Raw genomic sequence first — 21,769 nt, 5'->3', positions numbered from 1 at the left:
CCAAAACCGTTATGTTCGCGCCCGATCCGGGCACCTGTTGATAGGGCGTCATTCTGTTGGGTGCGCCTACCGGTACCGTCCTAGTTTGCGAAACGTTAAAAGACCTTCTGAATGGCGAAAACAATTCCGATTTCCTTGGATGCCATGGGCGGCGATAACGGGGCCGATGTTGTCATTCCCGGGGCAGAGATTGCGCTTGTCCGCCATCCGGAGATTCGTTTCCTTCTGTACGGCAATGAAAACGTCATTCGCCCCCTGCTGGAACAGTATCCGCGGGTGAAGGATGCCTCCGTGCTGCACCATTGTGATGTTTCGATCGCGATGGACACCAAGCCCAGCCAGGCACTTCGCCAGGGACGTTGGCGCTCCAGCATGTGGCGGTCCATTGAGGCGGTAAAGTCAGGCGACGCGTTGGTTGCTGTCTCGGCCGGCAACACTGGCGCCCTGATGGCGATGTCGAAATTCTGCCTACGGACAATGGCAAATATCGAACGGCCCGCGATCGCCGCGATCTGGCCGACGACGCGCGGAGAATCGGTTGTGCTCGATGTCGGGGCCACGATCGGTGCGGATGCGCAGCAGCTCATAGACTTTGCGATCCTCGGCGGCGCGATGGCACGCGCGCTTTTTGGTGTGCAGCGCCCGAGTGTTGGACTGCTCAATATCGGTGTCGAAGAGGTCAAGGGACTGGAGGAAGTCCGCACCGCCGGACGGCTTCTCAGAGAAACACCTCTGCGTTCACTCGACTACGCAGGATTTGTTGAAGGCGATGACCTGGGCAAGGGAACTGTCGATGTCGTCGTGACGGAAGGGTTTGCGGGCAATATTGCCCTGAAAACGGCTGAGGGAACCGCCAAGCAAATTGGCAGTTACTTGCGTTCGGCCATGAATCGGACCTTTATGTCCAGAATCGGCTACCTGTTCGCCAAGGGAGCCTTTGATCTGCTGCGTGAAAAAATGGACCCGCGTAAGGTCAACGGCGGTGTGTTCCTGGGGCTGAACGGCATTGTGATCAAGAGTCATGGCGGAACGGATGCTGAAGGCTATGCCTCTGCTATTGATCTGGCATATGACATGGTGAAGAACGAACTGACCCACAAGATCGCTCAGGATCTTGTGCATTACCATCGCGGCCGCTTCGCAGAAGATGCGCCGACAACGGAAGGTGATTTGTGAGCGTAATCCGTTCTACCGTGACCGGTTGCGGCAGCTTTCTGCCGGAGAAAATTCTGACCAACGGCGATCTTGCAAAGATGGTCGATACGTCGGACGAATGGATCGTTCAGCGCACCGGTATCGAACAGCGTCATATTGCCGGTGAAGGCCAGTTCACATCTGATCTTGCGCTTGAGGCCGCTCGTAGAGCGCTGGAAAGCGCGGGTCGGGAAGCTTCCGACATAGATACGATCATTCTGGCCACGGCGACGCCGGACAATACCTTTCCGGCGACGTCGGTTACGGTTCAGGCGAAACTGGGGATCACACACGGATTTGCATTCGACGTGCAGGCCGTCTGCTCCGGATTTGTCTATGCCATGACAACGGCGGATGCCTATATCCGATCCGGTCTGTCCAAGCGTTGCCTGGTGATCGGCGCGGAAACCTTCTCACGCATACTGGACTGGGAGGATCGGACAACCTGCGTGCTCTTCGGGGACGGGGCAGGAGCTGTTGTTCTGGAACGGACCGAATGCGCAGGCACCAATGATGACCGCGGGATTCTGACCTCGCACCTGCGGTCCGACGGCAGGCACAAGGAAAAGCTCTATGTCGACGGTGGTCCGTCGACAACCCAGACGGTCGGTCACCTGCGCATGGAAGGCCGCGAGGTGTTCAAGCATGCAGTGGGCATGATTACGGATGTGATCGAAGATGCCTACGAAGCCACCGGATTGACATCGGATGATCTGGATTGGTTCATTCCACATCAGGCGAACAAGCGTATTATCGATGCCAGCGCCAGAAAACTCGGCATTGCTCCGGAAAAAGTTGTCACGACTGTACAGTCGCATGGAAACACCTCGGCAGCTTCGATCCCTCTCGCTCTTGATTCGGCTGTAAGAGACGGACGTGTCAAAAAGAACGATCTCTTGATGCTGGAGGCAATGGGCGGCGGATTTACCTGGGGATCGGTCCTGCTGCGCTGGTAAGAGAGCAATCTGCAATAATTGACAAATCTCGTCTTGATCTCGAGTTCCGGTTGACCGACCAGCCGTGAGGCAATACCGTAGGGCCTTGCGTTGAAGTTTTCTTGCAAAATCAGCCAGATCACTGGCGTCGTTGGGGAGGGGTTATGGGCAATCGGACTATTACCCGTGCGGATCTGTGTGAAGCCGTTTATCAAAAAGTAGGCCTGTCACGGACCGAGTCATCTGAATTGGTCGAACGTGTACTTTCTGAAATTTCAGACTGTCTTGTCACCGGAGAATCGGTAAAATTATCAAGCTTCGGTTCATTTGTGGTCCGCTCGAAGGGAGAGCGAATAGGCCGCAACCCGAAGACCGGCGAGGAAGTACCGATTTCGCCGCGCCGCGTGATGGTGTTCAAACCATCGAACGTATTGAAGCAGCGGATCAATGATGCGCTGACAGGACAGGCGAGCAAATAACTAAGACCGGATGAACTCACACGACAAAAGCCCGGACGCCTTTCGAACGATCAGCGAAGTCGCAGACGATCTGGACTTGCCGCAACACGTGCTGCGTTTCTGGGAAACACGGTTTTCCCAGATAAAACCGCTCAAGCGGGGTGGCGGACGGCGGTACTACCGGCCCGATGACGTTGAGTTGCTCAAGGGGATCCGGCACCTGCTGTATGGCGAAGGCTATACCATCAAGGGGGTGCAGCGGATCCTGAAGGAGCAGGGACAACGATTTGTCATGCAGATCTGGCGCGCGGACGTATCGCCTCTGCAAGTGGTGACGAAACCGCAAATCGAAGAGAGTCCGCGGGTCGTTGATGCCCATGAGTCAATGGGTGTTGAGGCGGAGGCTTTGCCCAACGGTGTTCTGCCCGAGACTGGACATGAGGCTGTTCCCCAGTCTTCAGCGGGTGGATTGAACATTCTCAACAGGCTGCGTGGTGAGAAGCCGACACCGAGTGCGAGTGCCGAGCAGTCTTCGGTCACACGGGAAGACATACGCCGTTTGCAGGCGACCTTGTTCGAATTGCTTGAGTGCAAACGTACACTCGATCAGGCGCGCTGACACAGTCGCCCGTTCAACCCGATTTCTTGCTGAAAATCTTGCCGATAAAACCGCGCTTCTTGTGCGAAACGTCCCTGTCGGGCTGCGGAACCTGGGCTTCCTTCGCAAAATCTCTCAGCTCTGCCATGGACATTCGTTGAGCGGCAGGCCTGGCTTTGCGCACAGGCCGCTGCTCTTCCACCGGTAAACCCTGTGTTGGTTCCGTTACAGCTTCCGGTTCAGGTGTTTCTTCGTCCTGAACAGTGGCAACAGGCGCTTCAGGTTCTGGCGAAGTTGCAGGAATTGACACGCCTGGCGAGGAAACAACCCTCGTCTCATTAGCGGGCTCCCGGGCGATTTCGGGTTCTTCCGCATTAATTTCCGCGAGCCTCGCCAGAATAGCCGCGTCGACAGGATCATTGGGGTTCAGTTCAGGATCTTCTTCATTGCTGCGCGGCGCACCGGTCAGTTCCCGGTCGAAGTCTTGCGGATGACCGGTCTCGTGAGCAATTTCTCGGGAGATTCCGAATTCGGGATTATGGACCACTTTCAATTCGATCTTGTCCGGTCCGTGCCCATCGGACTGGTGTGCCAAGATCGCTACCTTTTCGCTGTCGTCCTTGCCGAAGACATCGCCATTGTCGGCGGTTTTTTCGTTCTTGAGCGAATAGGCGACAAAATCATAGACTTTTTCGACCAGATACTCTGCCGGGAGCGAGGCCGGTTTGAATTCGACACTTCTGCCGATAAGCCATTGCGCGCCGGACGCGATGACACCGACGAGCTTTTGGTCGGTCGCCGAATCCTCTTTTGTGTAGACGTGACAGTGCAGGTAAAGCAAAAGCGGATTTCTTGACGCGGCCAGCTGTTTGAACTTACCGGGATCCAGAAGAAATGTACTGGGACCCCAAAATATGGCATCGGGCTCCGACTTTTCCGAAAGAAGCAAAGCAAGTGACTTGGCTAGCTCCATCGCGCGCAAAGCTTCCCCGCTATCGCTGAACGTCGCCAGATCCAGATCCGTCAGGTTGGAAACACTCGCCTCTGTCCTTTCGGTGGACGGAGTATCCTTTTGCACCGACACGTGCGTACAGGCCGTGACGGCCTCGTCAACCGAGGGGATTCCGTTCAGGGAGTTCTCGAACGAAAATGTATCGAGGGCGACCTGGAGGTAGTCATCTTCGGAAAACGGAATCGATTGCGTCACAGACACCAGAAGGTCACCGATCCGCACGGAAAGGTCGTGTTCCGTGGTCGTTTCCAACCGTTCGCCATCCATTGCAAGCCCGATGGACTTCGCGGCGTCGATGATGGCCTCAAAGACCGAATTGCCGTCCAGAGGTTGAAACGACCGGTACAAGAGTTGACTGTCTACGCTCGCTAGAGGGTGTATCTTCAATTTTTTGACCACAAATCTCATTTCAATCTTCAGCGAACGTAAACGATACGGATGAAGAAGTGATTAGCAATGCTAAGCGAGTTGATCTCGGCGCTCGGGCAAGATCACAAGTCAACAATGTTGCCGGCGCGCTAAACGTACTTTGAAAAAACCAGAAGTAAGAACAAATATTTAAGTCAATTTCGTCTTCAAGCAAAGCGTCGCGTATCTGGATGTAGATACCTTACTCGCCGGATTTTTTTCCAAAAATCTTCCCGAATAAGCCTTTTCTCCCTTTGCGTTCCGCTGTTTCTTCCCGTGAGACCTGATGCTGGCGCGCAAGGCTTCGCAGTTCCTCCATGGACGCACGCCTTGGAGCAGGGTCCGTGCCGTGGCGTGGAGGCGTTATCGGTTGCATCTCGTCGACAGGCGAGGCTGAAGGTGTCTCGACGGGCTCTTTGCGTGGGGCGGTGTCTGACGCGGTCTTCCGATTTTCTGGCGGCGGAGTTGCCTTCTTGAGTTCTGCAAGGCGTTCCAGAATTGCCGCATCAACCGGGTCGTCAGGGTCAAGGTCACTAACATCGACATCGGTAACCGTTGAGGAGAGACGTTCACCGTCTTCATTGTAGGCATGATAGATCGTTGGACGCTCTTCTCCGGTGATCCCGAGTTCTGCTGACGATTGAACTGCCAGGACTATCTTGTCAGGCTCGCCTTCGCTCGTCTCCTGGTAATCAAGTCTGATTTTTTCCTTTTCGTTTTTTCCGAAAACGTCTCCGTCAGGCAGAACACTGCCGCGTTGGAGACAGAAGGAAGCGAACACCATGAGGTTCTGAACCATGAATTCGACCGGCAACCTGCTTGGTTCGAAGCCTACCTTGAAACCAAGAAGATACTCGGATCCGGCAGCCGAGACGCCAATCAACCGTTTTTCCGATACTTCCTGAATCGGAGAATAAATGTGCGGCCTGATGTAGAGCATCGTCGGCTCATCCGAAATTGCCAGTTCGGAAAATGTCTGCGGCGGCAGAAAATGCTGGTTCGGAGACCAGAAAACGGCAAGCGCAGGTGTCTTGCGCAGCAGGTTTACCGAGAGAACCTTGGCAAGGTTCATTGCCGTTACGGTTTCCTTTGCGTTGGCAAAGGACTGGATTTCAGGTCCAAGCAGCCGTGCCATTCCTTCCGGAAACTCAACATCCGCCAGCATTCCCTTGCGGACCGAAATGCTCGTTACTGCCCGGCAGTTATCTGTGAGCTCGAGACCTTGCCTGATGGCATCTTGCGCAATCTGGAACCGGGCAGCCTCTTTGAGATGTGCTTTCTCCTCCAGGGGAAGGCTTTGCGTAACCAGAACCTTGAGGTTGCCGCACATCATCTGGATGTCGTGATCCGCACTCATCGAGATGAGCTGACTTCCGTCTGGATGCAGACCGAGCATTTCAGCCGACTGGCGGACTAGCTCTTCGAGTTCTGAACCCTGCAGTGGCTCGTGATCCCTGTAAAGCAACTGACAATCGACGCTGTGAAGTGGAAAGGTTTTCAATTTGCTAGATCACGTTTGACGTAGACACTTTCCTCAACGTAGTCGGAGTTGGTGAAGGAATGATTATCAACTCCAGCGTGCGGGCGCGCTTATGCCCGGCTTCTAGGTCAGAACCGAGTGTTCGAAGGCCCTTAAGGAATAACCTCAGGGCAAACCCATGCAGGAGGCATAAAAGCTTGTCGTTGCGGGCCAGTCGGAGAAGATCCCCATAACACCGACGTCTTTTGCAAGGACATCGACCACCTCGAGCATTCTTCCGTCTCCGTCGATCACGTCACCTATGGTCTGATAGTACCAGCCACCACCGGCATCAAGAGGTCCGGAGCGCTCAAGCGTCCAGGTAATCAGGTCTAGTCCGGCAGCCTTTGCAGCTTTTGCGTAAGGAGAGGGCACGATCTTTCCGTCTTCCAGCGCAAGCAGAACAAAGAGCGGCGGCGCGAGATAATTCACGCCCATTTCCTTCAACTCCGCCATCGATGGTGAAAATGTCGACGGGTCCATGGGATTGAGATCACGCCGGCCGTCCAGATAGACAGCCTGCTTGCCGAATTCCGGTTCATTTTCAACCCAGTAGCGGACATCCTGAAGATTGAAGGATTGCGGAAAGACGTCTTCTGCCGGTATGCCCGCTGCCTTGTAGTCATCGATCAGCTTCTGGGCATAGTCGGATTGGGTGAAACCTTCATAGGGCATTGCAACTTTCGGCGCTTTCAGTTCCGGTGTGAACTTGACGCCGAGGTCCTTGAAGAGGGCAATTGACTCTGCGTGTGTCAGCAAGGTGCCGGTCAGGCCGTAAAGCTCGGTCCGCCAGGGAGCCGTTCCATTCAGATAGTCCTCGGCGCTCTGCGCGGTCTTGTCGGCGCTGTCCATCTTGCCGCGCAGGGACTTGAATTCGTCGAGCGTCAGATCGGACGTGCGGCATTCTGCCGATGCGGGGTTGCCCCCGCTGGCCGGAGTGAAAGCCGCCGTGCAGTTTGCAGCCAGGTCCGTTGCAAGAACATTTGTTGTCGTGTGAAGGTCGTTCTGGGAGTGGCGGCAAACCAGTTCCTTGTCCTTGGTGAAGGTTACATCGCATTCCAATATGCCGGCACCCATCAACGCACCTGCACGATAGCCTTCCTCGGTATGTTCGGGAAACTGGAGCGGTGCGCCTCGATGGCTGATGGAAAACAATGTGCGCTTTGTCGGTTGGCCGATGCAGCTTTTCAGTTTGTCCTTCAGATCGCTGTCTGCCATCTGGCTGACCAGCCAGGCGGGACGCGGCCCCAGCTCGATTGTGTCTGCATGAAGTGCCGTTGGAAAAGCGATCAGGAAAGTAGCGAAAACAATTGTCAGATGCCGCATTGGAGATCCGTATGATTTGTGGGATAGCGTTAGGTAGATAGGGCAGATCAGGCTGCTTGCCAGGAGATCCGAAGTTTTTCGGGGCCTCTCACAGACAGCCCGTGCTTGTATTTGACAGGTTCTTCGCACAGCTCGATCATCTTGAACCGCTTCAACAGGGTCGAGAAAATGATATCCATGTCAAGCCGGGCCAGATGATTGCCCAGGCAGAAATGCGCGCCGCGCCCAAAAGCTATGTGCCAGTTGGGGGAACGCCCGACGTCGAACAGATCAGCGTCCGGAAACTGTTTGGGGTCCCTGTTGGCTGAACCATAAAGAACACCGAACTTCGTACCCCGTGGAAACAACTGGCCGGAGATCTCAACATCTTCCGTGCAGTAGCGGTGGAAGAAGGGCAGGGGAGATTCATAGCGGAACATCTCCTGGACGGCAGTCTTCATGAGACCGGGGTCCTCCCGCAGCCTTTGCATTTGAGTGGGGAACTTCAAAAGTGCATGCATGCCGCTCCCCAGAACGTCGATCGTTGACCCGTGGCCCGCCATCAGTATCAGCATCGCCGTTGAGAAGAATTCGTCGTGGTTCATGTGGCCCTGACGTTCCGCCTCGATCATCGTGGAGAGGAGGTCGTCACGCGATTCCGTTTCCCGCTTTGCCTTTAGTTGAAGAAGATAGTGATAGAATTCTGTCGTGTTTCGTTCGGCAAGTTCCTTGCGCTCGTCGGAGCGGTCGATGTCGAAGAACTGGACGATGTTTTCTGACCAGATACGCAATTGCGGACAGTCCTCGTCGGGTACACCCAGAATGCGGCCGATAATGTGCCCGGGGACATGGGCGGCCAGATCCTCCACGAAATCGATGACCGGCCTGTCAGACAGGCCTTCTACAAGGTTTTCGACATAAGCCTGGATTTCACTGCGTAGCTTGTTGACCATCACGGGTGTGAACAGCTTGAAAACCTGCTTGCGCAGTCTGTCGTGGATTTCCCCGTCGCTGTCGAGCAGGGAAAACTGTACGAAGCGGGCATGATACGGCATGTCGTGCCAATTGCCTGCCCGTTTCTGGATATCGATTTCTTCCGCGCTCGCAATTTGCTCCATGGAACGGACCATCTTGTCGTGCATGACGATTTGCGAAACGTCTTCGAACCGGGCTGCCAGCCAAACATCGAAATTTTCAAAATATGTCAGTCCCGGTTGCGCCCGCAATGCCGCGTAGAAGGGGTGCGGGTCTTGCGCGAATGAATCCGACAGGGGATTGAACGAAGGGGCTGTGGACTGGCTCATGAAGGGCTCGTTGCGGGACGTTGGTTCGTCTGGAATTGTGATTCCTGTCAGCGTCGAAGATTTACCGCGTCAAGCGCAAGGGGGACGGTGCGATAAATGGTCGGTTTCCTGCTTTTTTCAGCAATTTTCGAATTTTGGCGATGTTGAGTTGGGGATAGCGAGGAAAGGAGAAGAATGACGATACCCAAAGGAAACGGAAATCTCCGACGATGTCTTTGGGCGGCGCCGAGCGCTCCGCCGTGACGGAACGAACGGAGTCTACGAGGCGGGAATGCGGATACCAGAGGCTTACAGGAAGGAATACGAGGTCTTTCTTCAGCAAACCGGGTTCGAAAATCCTGACCCGCAAAAACTGCTTATGGAACTTGCGTCCCTCAGCATGGAAGTCTACTTCAGAGAGATTGCCTGGCTGTCCGAGTTCATTGGAAAAGTGAAACAGACAAGCGTTCGCGCCGCATAACGTTCTTCGTTTTGGCTGTCACACTTGTTGCGGCTTCTGACACCTGACGGTTTGAAGCGAAGGTCTGAACCGGCTTGCTTTCACCAGTAATTTCCCAGCAACGTTAAAAAGAACGAACGATGCGAACCAGTTACACTGATTGGTCGGTTAACCGTTCCGCTCAAATACATCCAAAAATACAATCAAATATAGTATATTACAGGTTGAGAAGGTTGTGTAAGGCACATTTTTCAATCTGCGTACTCACCGGCGGCCATTTGTTCAAACTTTAATTAAAATTTTACTGGAATTGGTGGGGTTCTGTTATCCAGTTAAGCTCCAATTTATGGTAAATTGTACGATTTTTTCTAGGCAAAATAACTGATAGCGAATAATAGTGATCGCGTGGTGCCTGGAATAGCCAAATCGCCGGATTGATAGGTTTCAGGAGTTAGGGTTTCGCCGGTGACCGGTAGGAAGATCATCCAGTTCATTTCTCACTGACCGCATCTATTCGAACTTTCGACGTGGCGTAATGGGGGGTTCCTTGGGACCTGAAGACGTTTCTATTTTGTTCAATGCGTATTCCGCCTGTCGAACCAGGCTCTATGCGCTTGGGTGTTCTGTCCGTGTGCTGCGCGACTTCCGTGAAGTGGTTCCGACGCTGGAAGCCTGCGGCAAGGATGTGACCCCGTTTTTTCAGACAAGGTTTTTTGATTTCAACGGCCACAACGGTTTCTGCCATGTCGCGTTTGCGGGCGAGGAACCTGTTTCCTTCTATTGCAGTCAGCTCTTTGACACAGGTGGTATGAACTACCTTGAATACCACCGCCTGCAACTGTCCAGGATCTACGGGGACGCGTATAAGGTGGACCATTCCTGGGTGTGCCCGCCGATGGAAGAGATCCAGGGCAAGGTCATATACTCAGGCGACGCGCTGAATGTATCGGGCTTCGGGTCGGCGAAAGTGTCGCTTGAACGGCTTGCACTCATTGCCAGGATGAACCTTTACCTTGGTCTGGCAACCTGGAAGGATGCCGCGGTTTGCGTGGGACTGGCGCGGGCCGACAGGATTCGAAAATCGCTTGGAGATGTTTACGGCGCGTTTCACCGTTATCCTTATGCAACAAGATGGGTGAACCCGCCGGCCGACCGCAAGCAGGATGACATGTTCCTGTTCAATTGGCCGTCAGATGTGCTCTATCTAGCAAAAATAGATGCTCATGGAACTGGGCTGACGTTGGAAGAGTTAGATTGACCAGTACCGGTTGAGGCGTACCCAGCCAGAGCCGCTCAATCAGGCGGTAGTAGCTGACCGGGATATTTGTGAGTGCGCCTGGCGGTGTGACTTCCATTTCAACCAGTTCAAAGACACGGTCACCCTGGGCAGCCCTGGCGAAACCACCGGCGACTGCCTGATCGAACTGAGGGTCCTGATTTCGGATGGCGGAAGCGAAGTCGCTGCCGAACTGACCCTCCATCACTTCCTTGATATAGCTGTTTTTGCCGACGTAACCGATTTGCGGGATATGGTCGCCACTTGCCTTGATCGACGTAAAGACAACGCGATTGAATTGCGGCATGTCCGGACGGAACGCGCCGTCTGTCTGCCGCAGATATGCATCAAGTTCCTGTATGTGCTGACCAGCCAGTCCTGTCATGTTGGCTGGGTCAACGCGCTTGATGTGCATCTTCCTTCCTCATCCTTCTTCGGCCTGCCGCAGGAGTTCTACTATCCTGTGGCAGTTCAGAATAATCTCGCTACGTTCTTCGGGAGTAAACTCCCGCCAATCCGATTTCCCATCATATCCTTCTATGATTGATCGGATAAATCCCCTGATAACATATCCACCTTCGAACATGTCCGCATAGGCTTCCGCCTCATTGTCCAGGAACGTTTGCAGATCGGTCAAACCTTCACGCCCCCCGGAGTGTTCGAAAGGCGCGCAAAACGACGAGCGTGTATACTTCCATCGAAAGCGTCTCGTTTCTGCTTTTCAACAGCGTATCGAGCTGCTTGCGCAGGTCGATCAGCAGGTCGTCGTCGCTGAAATATGCCTGCACCGTGTTCGCTATGCGCGCATATTTCCCGATCAGTTCATCACGCAGGTCTTCTATCGGTGACATATGTTTCCCGGTCCAGTTACAGTCTCGCCGCGCCGATTGCACGTAGCTTATGGTCGCGGCAATTAATGCATCAGGAAAACTAACAATTGTTTTCAAGGCGGTCACTGCAAATGCCCGTGCGGGAAGCTGCCTGTTGAAACACCGTTTCCATATTGTGGTGCAAGCTTGAAAAATTTCAAGTCACAGCTTGGAGTAGCTGCATGTCCTGGCGAAGCTGATGGAATTTGAACGGCGGTGACGACACCCGGACACGAACACTGCCTGGGTTCCAACTGGCGGACGATGTGGGCCTCAGCCCTGGTTGTCCGTCGTCGTTCCTGACAATCGGCAAGGTCTTCCTGTATTAACCAGAACATTGGAAAGGCTGTCAGTCACGGTTAAGAATGCATGAACGCTATTGACACAATTGCAACGAACACGCTACCAGCAATGCGGACAACTGCTTCAATTAAGTTACGATAAAGATTGAGAAATTTGATGTTTGGATATGCACGCTCCACCCTGACGGCCACATTGTTCCTTGTGAGCACGTTGGCTGTATCAGCTGCGCCCGTCACTCCTGATTGGGAAACAGTTGGCACAGGTGGCTTCGCTGATGGCTATGCCACGACGATCACCTACGACAAGAATGCGGCGCGCGGTACTTCAAACAATCGCGGCAATGCCTTGAACGCGCTCGGCGCTGCCGACGATAGTTTTTTCGAAATCGGTTTCGGTAGCTACATCGATCTTACTTTCGGCGCGGTGTTCGACACGAGCGTCAAATTGTTCGAAGTCACTTTCGGAACTGTTTCGAGCTGGCCGGAATCGGTGGAAGTATTCGTAGGTGATGGCATTGATTTCACTTCTATCGGTAGCATTTCCAACGCGGCTGCTCAGGGCGGCGGCATGGTTCCGATCGGACTTGCAGGGACATTCAATACCGTCCGTATTCTGGATACGTCTCCGACGCGGGGCAGGTCGACCGGCGGGTTTGACCTCGACGCCGTTCGTGTGACACCGGTGCCTGTTCCTGCGGCGCTCCCGCTGTTGGGCGCGGGTCTCGCGGTCCTCGGCTTCTTTGGATGGCGCCGACGCGAAGAAGCCTGACGCAACACTCTGAACCTGGTTTTGAGCCCGTCCGCTGCCAACGTTGCGGGCGGGTTTTCGTTTGTGTTGGATTTGCCGTTTATGGAGATGCTGCAGACCGTTTTCACCGATTGGCGGATCTGAGCGGCGAAAGTTGATTTTTTCTCAAGGTTGCATGAGGTGCTATATTTCGCGCGATAGTCCGAAACCCATGCAAAGGGGCCAATTAATTGCGTCGAAATCGACCTGAAAGACACTTGTGCACAGATACTTGCATCGTGAAGCTCAAGTGAAGCGCCGTCTCGTGTCTACTGAAAACACTCGGGTTTGACTGGAAAAAAGAACCCTGGCACGAGCGGTTGGATGTGGTTTGTTCGCATACTTTTTCCTTCCGTACCGGAATGCTCATCGCCGTCATTTACAGCTGTGTTCCCCTACGTTATGGAGGCGCATGGTTGCGTAGCCTTTGCAACCTGACTGGCCTCGCAAATCTATTGAAACCGGATTTGCGAGGCTTTCTTTTTTTGCCTTTCCGGGCACTTGGCTGGGCTCGAAAACATGGTCTTTGCCTTCAAATCCTGAAATTGTTGAAAAGCTGCGCTCTGTGCATTGTCTTTCTTCTCGGAAGGAAACACATGAACCGGTACATCGCACATTACCTGCTTGTTAAAGACGGGTTGGCGCATAACCACCCCCAGCTTCCTTGGCTTCGGCGGAAGCTGTATCGTTCATCTCGGGACGCGAACAAAAATCTGAAGAAAAGCAAAAAGATTTTCTGTCTGAAGGCATTGTTTTCGGAGTGACGGTCCGGCTGCTGACTTCATGATCTGAGTTCGAAGACGCTCACAGCTTTGTCGTAACCCTTGATCTTCGCTTCACCGACCGACCTGATGGAAAAGGCTCCTTCAACGAGTCTGGCGAGATCCGGGCTGATCAGGATGCTGGTTTTGGTTTGCCGGTTGTGTGCCTCAAGCCTGGAAGCAAGGTTGACCGTGTCGCCAAGCGCTGTGTAGTTCAATCGGTCCGAGCTGCCGACATTGCCAACAATGGCATCTCCTGTGTGCAAACCAATTCGGGTTCGCACCTGCGGCAGTCCTTCGCCGGACCATGAGTCTGTTTCGGCCTTGCAGGCCTCGATAACGGCAAGAGCCGCCCGGCACGCCTTTGCCGGGTGGTCTTCGACGCTGTTCGGCGCGTTCCAGAACGCCATGACGGCATCGCCTATATACTTGTCGATGGTTGCGTCATGCGCCAGGAGGGTCTGCGTGACAATTTCAAAGTATCGGGACATGCGGTTCATGACTTCCTCTGGCTGAAGCCGGGAAGACATGGCGGTGAAGTTCTCCAGATCCATGAACAGAACCGTGATGTCACGCCTTTCGCCGCCTGGCTCCGGCGTTTCCTGGCGCTCGATCATCTGATGGACCAGGGCGTTCGGCACATATCTGCCGAAAGTCTGAAGCGACGTGCGCATCTGATCCAGCGCGGTTTCCAGCTTGAAGATTTCGTCAATGATCGAGGATCGCGGAAAAGGCTGATCGAGATCGAAGTTCCGGATCCGCTGCGTGCCCGCAGCAAGAACCTTGAGCGGACGTGACAGCGACCGGGAGACGAGCCAGACCAGCGGGATGCTGCAAAGCGCAATGAAGACGGACACTGCGATTGTACGCTGAGACGCGCGGGTGATGTCGCCGACAACTTCCCGGAGGGGAAGGGCGATCGCCAGATTTTCCTGCGTACCGGCACCGAGTTCGATGGCAGACAGGTGTGTGATCCAGGGATGACCGTTCACATCGATCGTCCTGACCTTGTCGTGGTCGGGGTTGAGAGCCTGCTTGCGAAGCGCTGACAGGGCCGCCTTTCGGTCATCTCCCGACATGCTGCCGTCGCCGATTGACGAGTTTGCCAGAAGTGTGCCGTCCTCGTTGATGATCGCAAGCACTCCTGCCTCCGCCTGGGGTTCGGAATCGAGAAACAGGTCGATGTCGGCAAGCGTGATGTCGACACCCACGACACCATTTGCGTGCCGCTTGCTCACCGTGAAACCGGCCTCCTTGGAGCCTGCGAAAATATAAACGTCGGTGCGCGCCACGTGCGGGCTTTCGAGCGCCAGTTGGTACCAGGGCCGTTCCCTTGGATCATATGAAATTTCGTAACTGGAATTTGACGACAGCGTGTCGCCGTATTCGTCCAGAAATCGCTCGATGCGGATGGGTCTCTTTCTGTTACCGCGCAGTATTATCTGTTCAAGAACGGACGTTTCCTGCGGTGCGCCTTTTTCTTTCAGCTGGTCTTCGGACCGCGTGCGGGCCGCGCCGATCAGGTAGTTGCTGCCGTCATCGTAACCGATATAGATATTCGCAATCTGCGGCATGGCGGACAGGAACGAGATCAGACGCTTGCGGGCGGGGTGGCCGCTGGCTTTTGGAACGGCAGTCACGTCCAGCCAGTCTCCGGAGTATTGTGCGATGGCGTCGATCGGTGCGATCAGCGACCCGGTACGCAGGCGGACGACCTCGGCGGACCGTTCCATAAGCTCGCGCCCAGCCGTCAGGGCTGCGGTCCGGTTGGCAAAATGGGTATAGGATATGATTGTCGCAGCAAGGGCCAGGGCCACGCTCAACGTCACGGTGAACAGGCTGATTGTGATCGGAAATCTGGATTTTACTTTCATCGCCACCAAACATCGCCCCGCGGCGCGCGCTAAATTATTGTGCGCAAAGAAGAACCTATTGGCATGAGTGGTTTTTGGCAACCGCGGAAACGGCGGGCTCAGGTTTCGGAGCGATCTACCAAAAGACGTTTTGAAAAGCCGACGGAGCGACCGACCCCCTTGGGGTCGCCGAAGAATGGCATCCGCCAGACAGGTTGTTCGCTCACGGTAAGCTCATGGGCTGCATGGTTGAAAAACCGAAATCTGATCGTTGCGGATCCGGTCTTCAGAAGGGCGAACATACCTGTCTGATAGATGCCGCCCAGCCGTATTTGATCCAGAATCTTGCCGTCTGCGCCAAGAAGACAGAAATGCAGGGCCTCTTCATAAGGAATGTCTTCCGTCGTACACACCAGAACCTCGCTTCCAAATGACCAGGCTCCCTCGAGAACAATGCCAGGGATCGTCCAGGACGTTCCGCAACGGCTTATTGCCGAGCACGGCTGGTCGCCGGGCAGGGGTGAGAGAGTAAGATCGCTGATCGAAACGAGTGTCTTCAAGATCTCGCGGCTTTGTTCAGATCGCGGTCGAAGTACCGCAACAACACCTTACATCCTTCCAACAATGCGCTGCACGAAATAGTCGTTGCCTGCGATGTGGTCTGCATCATTGTCATCAATGACCGAGAATACCCTGGCGCCCCAAAATATTGCGGTTGGCAGGGCAGGCGTTGGCGTTTAGCCGATATTTGTTGTTGGTGTCGAAATTGGATTTTCACCCGCGAAACTCTGTAATCACGGGTTCCATATGCGCGGCATAAATGAAAAATTGCGTTTGACGAGCAGACTGGTGCTGTCAAAACACACTCTTCGTGAAAAAACGATGAGCGGGTTCCAGGGTCTTCATCTAGGCGCGTTAACTCCCGGATACCCGTTGTCGGCGCCATCCAACCAGGCCGAATAGCCCGACACCTGCGGCCAGCAGCGGCAGTCCGGCAGGGAGCGGGACGGGAGCGACGCGTTCAAGCGAAGTTATGTGGGCTGTAAAGCCGTCCCTCTTGTCGAAATCTGTCTCTGACAAGAAGCCGCTAAAGGAAAAACCCGCAAAGTCTCTGTGACCTTCAAAATCCGAAAGGGACAAGTGCGCGGGAATGGATAATGATGTGAACGTTTCGGTGTTTGTTGCATTCGTGAAATATACGCCTACGGACGAGTAGCGGTACCCCAATCCTGTGCCGGCATCTCCAGCACCGGAACCAGACAGATCAAAACTATCGTAAGAGACAGGGGAATCGTTAGTTACCTGTATCAAGCTTCCTTTCTTTGACATCGTGATGCCCTCAACAGTCGCCAAGACAAATGCATTTGGAGAAAAGTAGAGACTTGAATCTGAAAAAATGGCGCTGGCTGTATCAGATGGATCGATCGCAAATTGACCGGTCACGACATCTCTGGTTTTGACGGCGTCGAAAAGACCAATGTCATCGGTAACGCTGAATATTTCAGCCGTGAACTGGTAAGTGACCGGCGCCGCCTGTGCTCCAAAAGCCATGATGGAAAGTGCAGCACCAATAACTAGTCCCTGTAAACGCATTTGCATTGCCCCTGTTCTTCAATCAGGGATTGATATTTTTAACATGCCAAACGTGTCAAGGAGAAACTTGCAGGATCAAGACTGCAGAATTCGTGGTCGGGCAGGCCGGATTTGAACCGACGACCCCTTCACCCCCAGTGAAGTGCGCTACCAGGCTGCGCTACTGCCCGAACGGGTCCTACCTAGCTTGTTCGTCTTGAGAGCGCAAGCGGCTTGTTGAGTGCTCAATCGGCACTTGCCCGTCCTTTTTGATAATTGATCCCGGAAAGGCGAAAGCGTCGTCGTTCGATCCTGTCGGTGGCAATCATCCCCCAGGCAAGACCGTAGAGCATGTACATGTGACGCCAGCGGTCCGTGTCGATGATGGCAGACAGGATCAGGTGAGCGACAAGAACGGCAAAAACGCTCTGTGTGAAGGCGGTCCACGGACGGGACTTGAACAGAAGTGGAACCATCGCGCAGATTGTCCAGAGCGCCAGCGCGATATAGGCGGTTCCGCCCAACCAGCCGTAGGTCGTGAACCCCTTGAGATAAACGTTGTGGGTATCTTCGGGGAAGTAGTTGCGAAAGCCAAGTGGTCCGAGCCCGAGCGGGTGTTCCATGACGAGCTGAAAGCCGAGCGCATAGCGTGCGAAACGGCCAAGGCGCGAACTGTCGTAGTCCTGAACCAGGCGCGCGCGCTGCTCGAACATCGCCGCGACCGTGTCGATTGACAGCGCCGCTGCCAGCAGTGCGAACACGGCCAGCACGCCGGCAATCCCCAGCATTACCAGACGCGTCCGGCGCCGGTTGCTTTGCTCCGTCACCAGGGCAAGGAAATAAACGACAAGCACGCCGGCAAAGAGCACCCCCCAGGCACCTCTGGAAAAGCTCAGAAAAATTCCGAGCAACAGGACCGTCAGAGGCAAAAGAAGGTGAAGGTTTTTCAGGACAGAATTTCGCAGCAAGGTCTGGATCAGCAGCAGGGCAGGCAGAACCAGAAACGGTCCGAAGACATTCGGATCCTGGAACGTGCCGCGGGCCCTGTCGTAAAGCGTGAAATATTCTGCACCCGGAAAAAGGTGAAAATACCCCGCAATTCCGATGGCGGAGACAAAGACCGCACTGATCGTGTAGCCGTTCTGAATGATGCGGAATCGTCCGGGATCGTCTGCCAGGATCGCTGCATAGAATATCGAGGTGATGGCAAGAAATCCGGTCACCGCGATATACATGGCCGCCTCGCCAAACTCGTTGGCCAGTGGAACGGAGGCAAGGCCGCCGGTGACAAACAGCATCAGGCAGATGATCAGCGGCCCGAATTCCCGGCGAAGCCTCAGGCCGCAGGCCAGCCAGACCACACACAGAAGCGCCATGTAGAGTTCATAGGGAGCCGGCTCCTCGATCACGAATCCGGAGAGAAAGGCCGCCAGCCAGAGCGCGCCGTTGCCAAGACTTTTGACCGACAGACCGATCGGCGCATGTGCGCGCAGCACATCGCCAGGATGTCCGCCGGCGACACTCAATAGGCATTTTCCGTGTTGAGGAGGCGGAAGGGCGTCAGGAACAGGATCCTGAGATCGAACAGGATGGACCAGTTCTCGATGTAGTAGACATCGCATTCCACACGTTTCTGGATCTTTTCCGGAGTGTCGACTTCGCCTCTCCAGCCGTTGATCTGCGCCCACCCCGTGACACCCGGCTTGACCTTGTGACGCGCGAAATAGCCATCGACCACATCGTCCCAGGTCGCGTTGTCCGTGTGGGCGTTGACCGCATGAGGGCGGGGCCCGACCAGCGAAAGGCTCCCGGCCAGGACGTTGAAGAGTTGCGGCAATTCATCGATGGAAGTCTTGCGGATGAACCGGCCCACTTTTGTCACGCGCGGATCACCCTTGGTGACGACCTGCTTGGCGTCGGGATCCGACATGTCCGTGTACATCGACCGGAACTTCAGGACGTCGATGATTTCGTTGTTGAAGCCGTATCGTTTCTGCCGGAAGAGGACCGGTCCCTTGCTGTCGAGCTTGATTGCGATCGCGGCGGCGATCATCACGGGAAACAGCGTGACGATCGCGAGCGAAGCGAAAACCAGATCAAAGATCCGTTTCGCGACCATGTCCCAGTCGGCTATCGGTTTTTCAACGACATCAACGAACGGAACGGTTCCGATGAGGGAGGCACCGCGATTGCGGAATCTTACCTTGTCGGTATGGGCGGAAAGCCGGATGTCGACGGGCAGGATCCACAGTTTCTTCAGAAGTTCCAGCACCCTTTTCTCGGCGCGAAGAGGAATGCAGACGATCAGCATGTCGATGCGGGCAAGCCGTGCGAATTCGACCAGTGCGCTAATGTTTCCAAGTTTTGGATAGCCGGCGACCACAGGTGGAGAGCGGTCGTTGGACCGGTCGTCGAATATCCCGCAGATGCGGATGTCGTTGTCCGGTTGTGCTTCCAGCTCGTGAATGAGTTCCGCAGCAGCGGTCCCGCCGCCGACGATGATGGCCCGCCGTTCCAGGCGGCCGGTATTCATCCAGTTTCGGACGAGCGAATAAACCGCAAATCGTGACAGGCACAGACCCGCAAGTCCCAGCGCGAACCAGGAGCCGATCCAGGCATCCGAAAGTCCGGTACCGATCCCGGTCGTCGAGCGCAGAAGTGCGAACATGGCAAACACCAGTGTCCAGCCGGCAGCCACACGGCCCAGCTGTGACAGCCCCTGGCGCATCACCGTGACCTGGTAGACATCGGCGGCCTGGAAGAATGCAAGCGTGACCAGAACTGCTGCGCATGTCGAAAAGACATGAGCCCAGCCGGCGGCGAAAGGTTCACCCCCGCTGACCGTCGCAAGCGCTGCGCCTGCAACGATCAAAAGAATATCTGCCAATCGCACGAAACCCGTCAGGACAGGAACCGATACGCCTTTGCCACCCAGGCTTTGAGCCAGCTGTAGCGCTCCGGCAGACAGACCGCTGCTGGCCGACGGCAACGTGTGGAAATTCTGTGGCCCGATGGCATCATCGACGCTGTGCCTGAACTGTCTTTCCAGGTTCTGCCGCAGATCGGGCTGCTGATCGTCAACCGGGTGTTGCTCGGCGATCTCTGCAGACTTGAAAGCTGGGGTGTTCATTATCGGTTGCTCGATCTGGCGTAAACGGACTGGGTTCGCGGACGGGAGCTGGTGGCCTTGTTTGCTCCCGCAGTGGAGGGTTCTCCAGGTGCGAGACCCCTTAGCTCCTGGTAAAGCGTCGTGATGCGATCGCTCATGAGCTCGACCGAGAATGTTTCCGCCAGACAACTGCGCAGCTCTCTGGCATCCGAACTCATTCTTTCCGGAGCAGTAAGTGCAGTCTCCATGGCAACCGTGAGCTTGCCGATATGACCTGGTTCGATCAGGCGATCGGCATATCGGCCGAAGATTTCCGGTACGCCGCCGACGCGGGTTGCGATGAGCGGACGCTGGGCTGCGACGGTTTCCAGAATAATGTAGGGCATCGCTTCTGCCCGCGAGGGAACGACGACGGTTTTGGCGAGTTTGAATGCTTCGCGGGCGGGAAGGGCGCCGTGAAAGGAGATCGCTTTTTCTAGGCCGAGAGAGGCGACCATCTTGTGATATCTGGCTTCGTCCGGCCCTTCACCGACAATATGCGCGCTCGGGGCGGTGCCGGTCTTCAGACGGATATTGTAAAGCGCCTCGATAAAGAGGTCCGGTCCCTTCAGATCGCGCAGCATGCCGATATAGAGAAAGTCGGCGGCGTCCGTGCCCACCTCGAGCGGGTTGAACTCCTCCGGGGTCAAGCCGTTATAGACCATGCGCGTTTGGGCTTTGGGGCGTCCGACCTTGCTTTCATAGGCGGCTGCCTCATAGTCGGACACGAAAACGATCCCGTCCGTCAGGCGACCGAGAATCCCCTCCAGCAGGTGGTAGACGCGGCCTTCGAAACGGTTGGGGTCATAATGCAGGCTGCCACCATGCGGACAATAGACCCGCGAGACCTTGTTTCCGCGCAATCTCAACGTTGTGCCGATCAGGCGGGCATACGCGCCCCCCTTGGCTCCGTGCCCGTGCAGGACATCCGGCTTGAGGTCGCGGACATGACGGTAAAGTGCCAGTGTCGCGGACAAATCCTGAAAGGTCAGCTGACGTTGCATTGGAAAGCGTGCCAGACCAAGAGAAAGGTGTGGCCTCAGTTCCTCAACAAGCCTGTTGTCGTATTCACTGCCCGTACTGCTGTCGCAGATCACTCCGACATTGTGTCCTGCTTCCGACTGCGCGGTCGCCAGATCGCGAATATGGCGAAAAATGCCACCGATAGGCGAACGGACACAATGCACGATCCGCAAGGGGGTCGTTGTCATGGTGCAATTTCCCTGTTTTTACCCCCGGGTTTCTTGTTGAACCCGTGAGGCATTGAGGCTGCACCCTAACAAACGGAGATGAGTCCTACGTTAATTTGCGGATCTCTAGAAGTAGCGTTCCCGGACGTAAATCGTGTCACCGGGCCGGATCGGGTCCGAAATGGGAACACGGCCGTTTAGAATTTCACCATTAATCTGGCGGGTGATGTCGACGCTGGATTGCTGTGCCCTGGAGCTGAAACCGCCGGCGGTGGCGATTGCGTTCTGGACGGTCATGCCGGCAACATAGTTGTATTGGCCCGCACTTTGCACCTCGCCCATGATGAAGATCGGCCGGTAGGTATCAACTTCCACCGAGACATCCGGATTGCGGATATATCCTTGCCGTAATTTGGCACCAATCTCGGCGGCCAGACCCTGTTGTGTCTGGCCTCTGGCGGCAACGCTGCCAATCAATGGAAAGGAAATATAACCTGCTTGATCAACAACATAGGTGTTGGAAAGGTCTTCCTGGCCAAACACAATGATGCGCAGCCGATCGCTCGAATCCAGACGATATGGTTCCGTCAGCGTTTCATGAAACGCTGTTGGGGGCTGTCTGTATCCACTGCACGCAGCAAGGCCCAGGCACAAGCCCAGGACAAGAAGCGCTCTCCTTCGCATCGTCGACTCTCCTACAATTCCCGGACAGCATCGCGTGTTATGGTTAATTGAGGGTGAAGAGACTTTTCCTGTCGATACGGTGTGTCGGAGACCGCTGGGGAAATTATTAACGCAAGAGAACATGCAATTGCGCGTGGTTTAACCGATCGCTTACC

21 protein-coding genes and 1 tRNA gene are annotated in these 21,769 nt (G+C 55.1%); 7 read left to right on the top strand and 15 right to left on the bottom strand.

Annotated features, from left to right (window positions below; all coding sequences use genetic code 11):
• Window positions 1–111 precede the first annotated feature (111 nt).
• The 4 genes from plsX to LA5095_RS22145 all read left to right on the top strand — a co-directional run bounded on the left by plsX (window position 112) and on the right by LA5095_RS22145 (window position 3,206).
• The gene (gene plsX, locus LA5095_RS22160; RefSeq protein WP_055118833.1) at window positions 112–1,176 is read left to right on the top strand and encodes a phosphate acyltransferase PlsX; all 1,065 of its coding nucleotides are present in this window, start codon (window positions 112–114) and stop codon (window positions 1,174–1,176) included.
• Entirely contained in the window at window positions 1,173–2,150 is a 978-nt protein-coding gene (locus tag LA5095_RS22155; protein ID WP_055118831.1) for a beta-ketoacyl-ACP synthase III, read from the top strand. The genes plsX and LA5095_RS22155 overlap by 4 nt, the downstream gene beginning before the upstream one ends.
• 143 nt (window positions 2,151–2,293) lie before the next feature.
• Window positions 2,294–2,608, top strand: a complete 315-nt coding sequence (locus LA5095_RS22150; RefSeq protein WP_023003819.1) for an integration host factor subunit alpha — start codon at window positions 2,294–2,296, stop codon at window positions 2,606–2,608.
• A gap of 10 nt (window positions 2,609–2,618) precedes the next feature.
• Complete coding sequence (locus LA5095_RS22145; RefSeq protein ID WP_055118829.1) at window positions 2,619–3,206, top strand: MerR family transcriptional regulator; 588 nt, start codon at window positions 2,619–2,621, stop codon at window positions 3,204–3,206.
• Between the two features lie 13 nt (window positions 3,207–3,219).
• Here LA5095_RS22145 and LA5095_RS22140 read toward each other — a convergent pair whose 3' ends face one another.
• The 4 genes from LA5095_RS22140 to LA5095_RS22125 all read right to left on the bottom strand — a co-directional run bounded on the left by LA5095_RS22140 (window position 3,220) and on the right by LA5095_RS22125 (window position 8,733).
• Complete coding sequence (locus LA5095_RS22140) at window positions 3,220–4,605, bottom strand: hypothetical protein (RefSeq protein ID WP_055118827.1); 1,386 nt, start codon at window positions 4,603–4,605, stop codon at window positions 3,220–3,222.
• Window positions 4,606–4,807: 202 nt separating this feature from the next.
• Window positions 4,808–6,106, bottom strand: a complete 1,299-nt coding sequence (locus LA5095_RS22135) for a hypothetical protein (protein ID WP_144436154.1) — start codon at window positions 6,104–6,106, stop codon at window positions 4,808–4,810.
• Between the two features lie 144 nt (window positions 6,107–6,250).
• Entirely contained in the window at window positions 6,251–7,450 is a 1,200-nt protein-coding gene (locus LA5095_RS22130) for a glycerophosphodiester phosphodiesterase family protein (protein ID WP_055118824.1), read from the bottom strand.
• Between the two features lie 47 nt (window positions 7,451–7,497).
• The gene (locus LA5095_RS22125) at window positions 7,498–8,733 is read right to left on the bottom strand and encodes a cytochrome P450 (RefSeq protein WP_055118822.1); all 1,236 of its coding nucleotides are present in this window, start codon (window positions 8,731–8,733) and stop codon (window positions 7,498–7,500) included.
• A gap of 271 nt (window positions 8,734–9,004) precedes the next feature.
• Here LA5095_RS22125 and LA5095_RS22120 point away from each other — a divergent pair, with 271 nt between their 5' ends.
• Window positions 9,005–9,193, top strand: a complete 189-nt coding sequence (locus LA5095_RS22120; RefSeq protein WP_055118821.1) for a hypothetical protein — start codon at window positions 9,005–9,007, stop codon at window positions 9,191–9,193.
• A gap of 526 nt (window positions 9,194–9,719) precedes the next feature.
• Window positions 9,720–10,430 (top strand): hypothetical protein, encoded by a 711-nt coding sequence (locus LA5095_RS22115; RefSeq protein WP_144436153.1) that lies wholly within the window; start codon window positions 9,720–9,722, stop codon window positions 10,428–10,430.
• Here LA5095_RS22115 and LA5095_RS32480 read toward each other — a convergent pair.
• Genes LA5095_RS32480 through LA5095_RS22105 form a run of 3 tightly spaced genes read right to left on the bottom strand, consistent with a single transcriptional unit; the run spans window position 10,351 to window position 11,299 of the window.
• Window positions 10,351–10,863 carry a hypothetical protein gene (locus tag LA5095_RS32480; protein WP_104704611.1) on the bottom strand — a complete coding sequence of 171 codons (513 nt, stop codon included), beginning with the start codon at window positions 10,861–10,863 and terminating at the stop codon, window positions 10,351–10,353. The two genes, LA5095_RS22115 and LA5095_RS32480, sit on opposite strands and share 80 nt — an antisense overlap.
• A gap of 9 nt (window positions 10,864–10,872) precedes the next feature.
• Window positions 10,873–11,085 carry a hypothetical protein gene (locus tag LA5095_RS32475; RefSeq protein ID WP_144436152.1) on the bottom strand — a complete coding sequence of 71 codons (213 nt, stop codon included), beginning with the start codon at window positions 11,083–11,085 and terminating at the stop codon, window positions 10,873–10,875.
• 4 nt (window positions 11,086–11,089) lie between these two features.
• Window positions 11,090–11,299: a hypothetical protein gene (locus tag LA5095_RS22105; protein ID WP_055118815.1), complete on the bottom strand. Its 210-nt coding sequence runs from the start codon at window positions 11,297–11,299 to the stop codon at window positions 11,090–11,092.
• 477 nt (window positions 11,300–11,776) lie between these two features.
• On the opposite strand from LA5095_RS22105, the gene LA5095_RS22100 reads away from it, so the two are divergent.
• Window positions 11,777–12,388 (top strand): PEP-CTERM sorting domain-containing protein, encoded by a 612-nt coding sequence (locus tag LA5095_RS22100; protein ID WP_055118813.1) that lies wholly within the window; start codon window positions 11,777–11,779, stop codon window positions 12,386–12,388.
• A 799-nt stretch (window positions 12,389–13,187) separates the two neighbouring features.
• On the opposite strand, the gene LA5095_RS22090 is transcribed toward LA5095_RS22100, so the two are convergent.
• The 8 genes from LA5095_RS22090 to LA5095_RS22055 all read right to left on the bottom strand — a co-directional run bounded on the left by LA5095_RS22090 (window position 13,188) and on the right by LA5095_RS22055 (window position 21,614).
• Window positions 13,188–15,041 carry an adenylate/guanylate cyclase domain-containing protein gene (locus LA5095_RS22090; RefSeq protein WP_055118809.1) on the bottom strand — a complete coding sequence of 618 codons (1,854 nt, stop codon included), beginning with the start codon at window positions 15,039–15,041 and terminating at the stop codon, window positions 13,188–13,190.
• Between the two features lie 98 nt (window positions 15,042–15,139).
• Window positions 15,140–15,580 carry a hypothetical protein gene (locus LA5095_RS22085; RefSeq protein WP_055118807.1) on the bottom strand — a complete coding sequence of 147 codons (441 nt, stop codon included), beginning with the start codon at window positions 15,578–15,580 and terminating at the stop codon, window positions 15,140–15,142.
• 355 nt (window positions 15,581–15,935) lie between these two features.
• Entirely contained in the window at window positions 15,936–16,613 is a 678-nt protein-coding gene (locus tag LA5095_RS22080) for a VPLPA-CTERM sorting domain-containing protein (RefSeq protein ID WP_144436150.1), read from the bottom strand.
• Window positions 16,614–16,706: 93 nt separating this feature from the next.
• A tRNA-Pro gene (locus LA5095_RS22075) sits at window positions 16,707–16,783 on the bottom strand.
• A gap of 54 nt (window positions 16,784–16,837) precedes the next feature.
• Window positions 16,838–18,118 (bottom strand): O-antigen ligase family protein, encoded by a 1,281-nt coding sequence (locus LA5095_RS22070; RefSeq protein WP_055118803.1) that lies wholly within the window; start codon window positions 18,116–18,118, stop codon window positions 16,838–16,840.
• Complete coding sequence (locus LA5095_RS22065; protein ID WP_055118802.1) at window positions 18,115–19,722, bottom strand: undecaprenyl-phosphate glucose phosphotransferase; 1,608 nt, start codon at window positions 19,720–19,722, stop codon at window positions 18,115–18,117. Before LA5095_RS22065 ends, LA5095_RS22070 begins: the two co-directional genes overlap by 4 nt.
• Window positions 19,722–20,951, bottom strand: a complete 1,230-nt coding sequence (locus LA5095_RS22060) for a glycosyltransferase (protein WP_055118800.1) — start codon at window positions 20,949–20,951, stop codon at window positions 19,722–19,724. Before LA5095_RS22060 ends, LA5095_RS22065 begins: the two co-directional genes overlap by 1 nt.
• A gap of 105 nt (window positions 20,952–21,056) precedes the next feature.
• A complete protein-coding gene (locus LA5095_RS22055; protein WP_055118797.1) occupies window positions 21,057–21,614 on the bottom strand; it encodes a polysaccharide biosynthesis/export family protein in 558 nt (185 codons plus the stop codon).
• Window positions 21,615–21,769: the final 155 nt, after the last annotated feature.

The sequence above is a fragment of the Roseibium album genome, from assembly GCF_001404515.1.
In the GTDB taxonomy this organism is placed as follows: domain Bacteria; phylum Pseudomonadota; class Alphaproteobacteria; order Rhizobiales; family Stappiaceae; genus Roseibium; species Roseibium album.
Note: the sequence above shows the minus strand (reverse complement) of the source record. Positions and strands in the feature narration are given on the sequence as shown.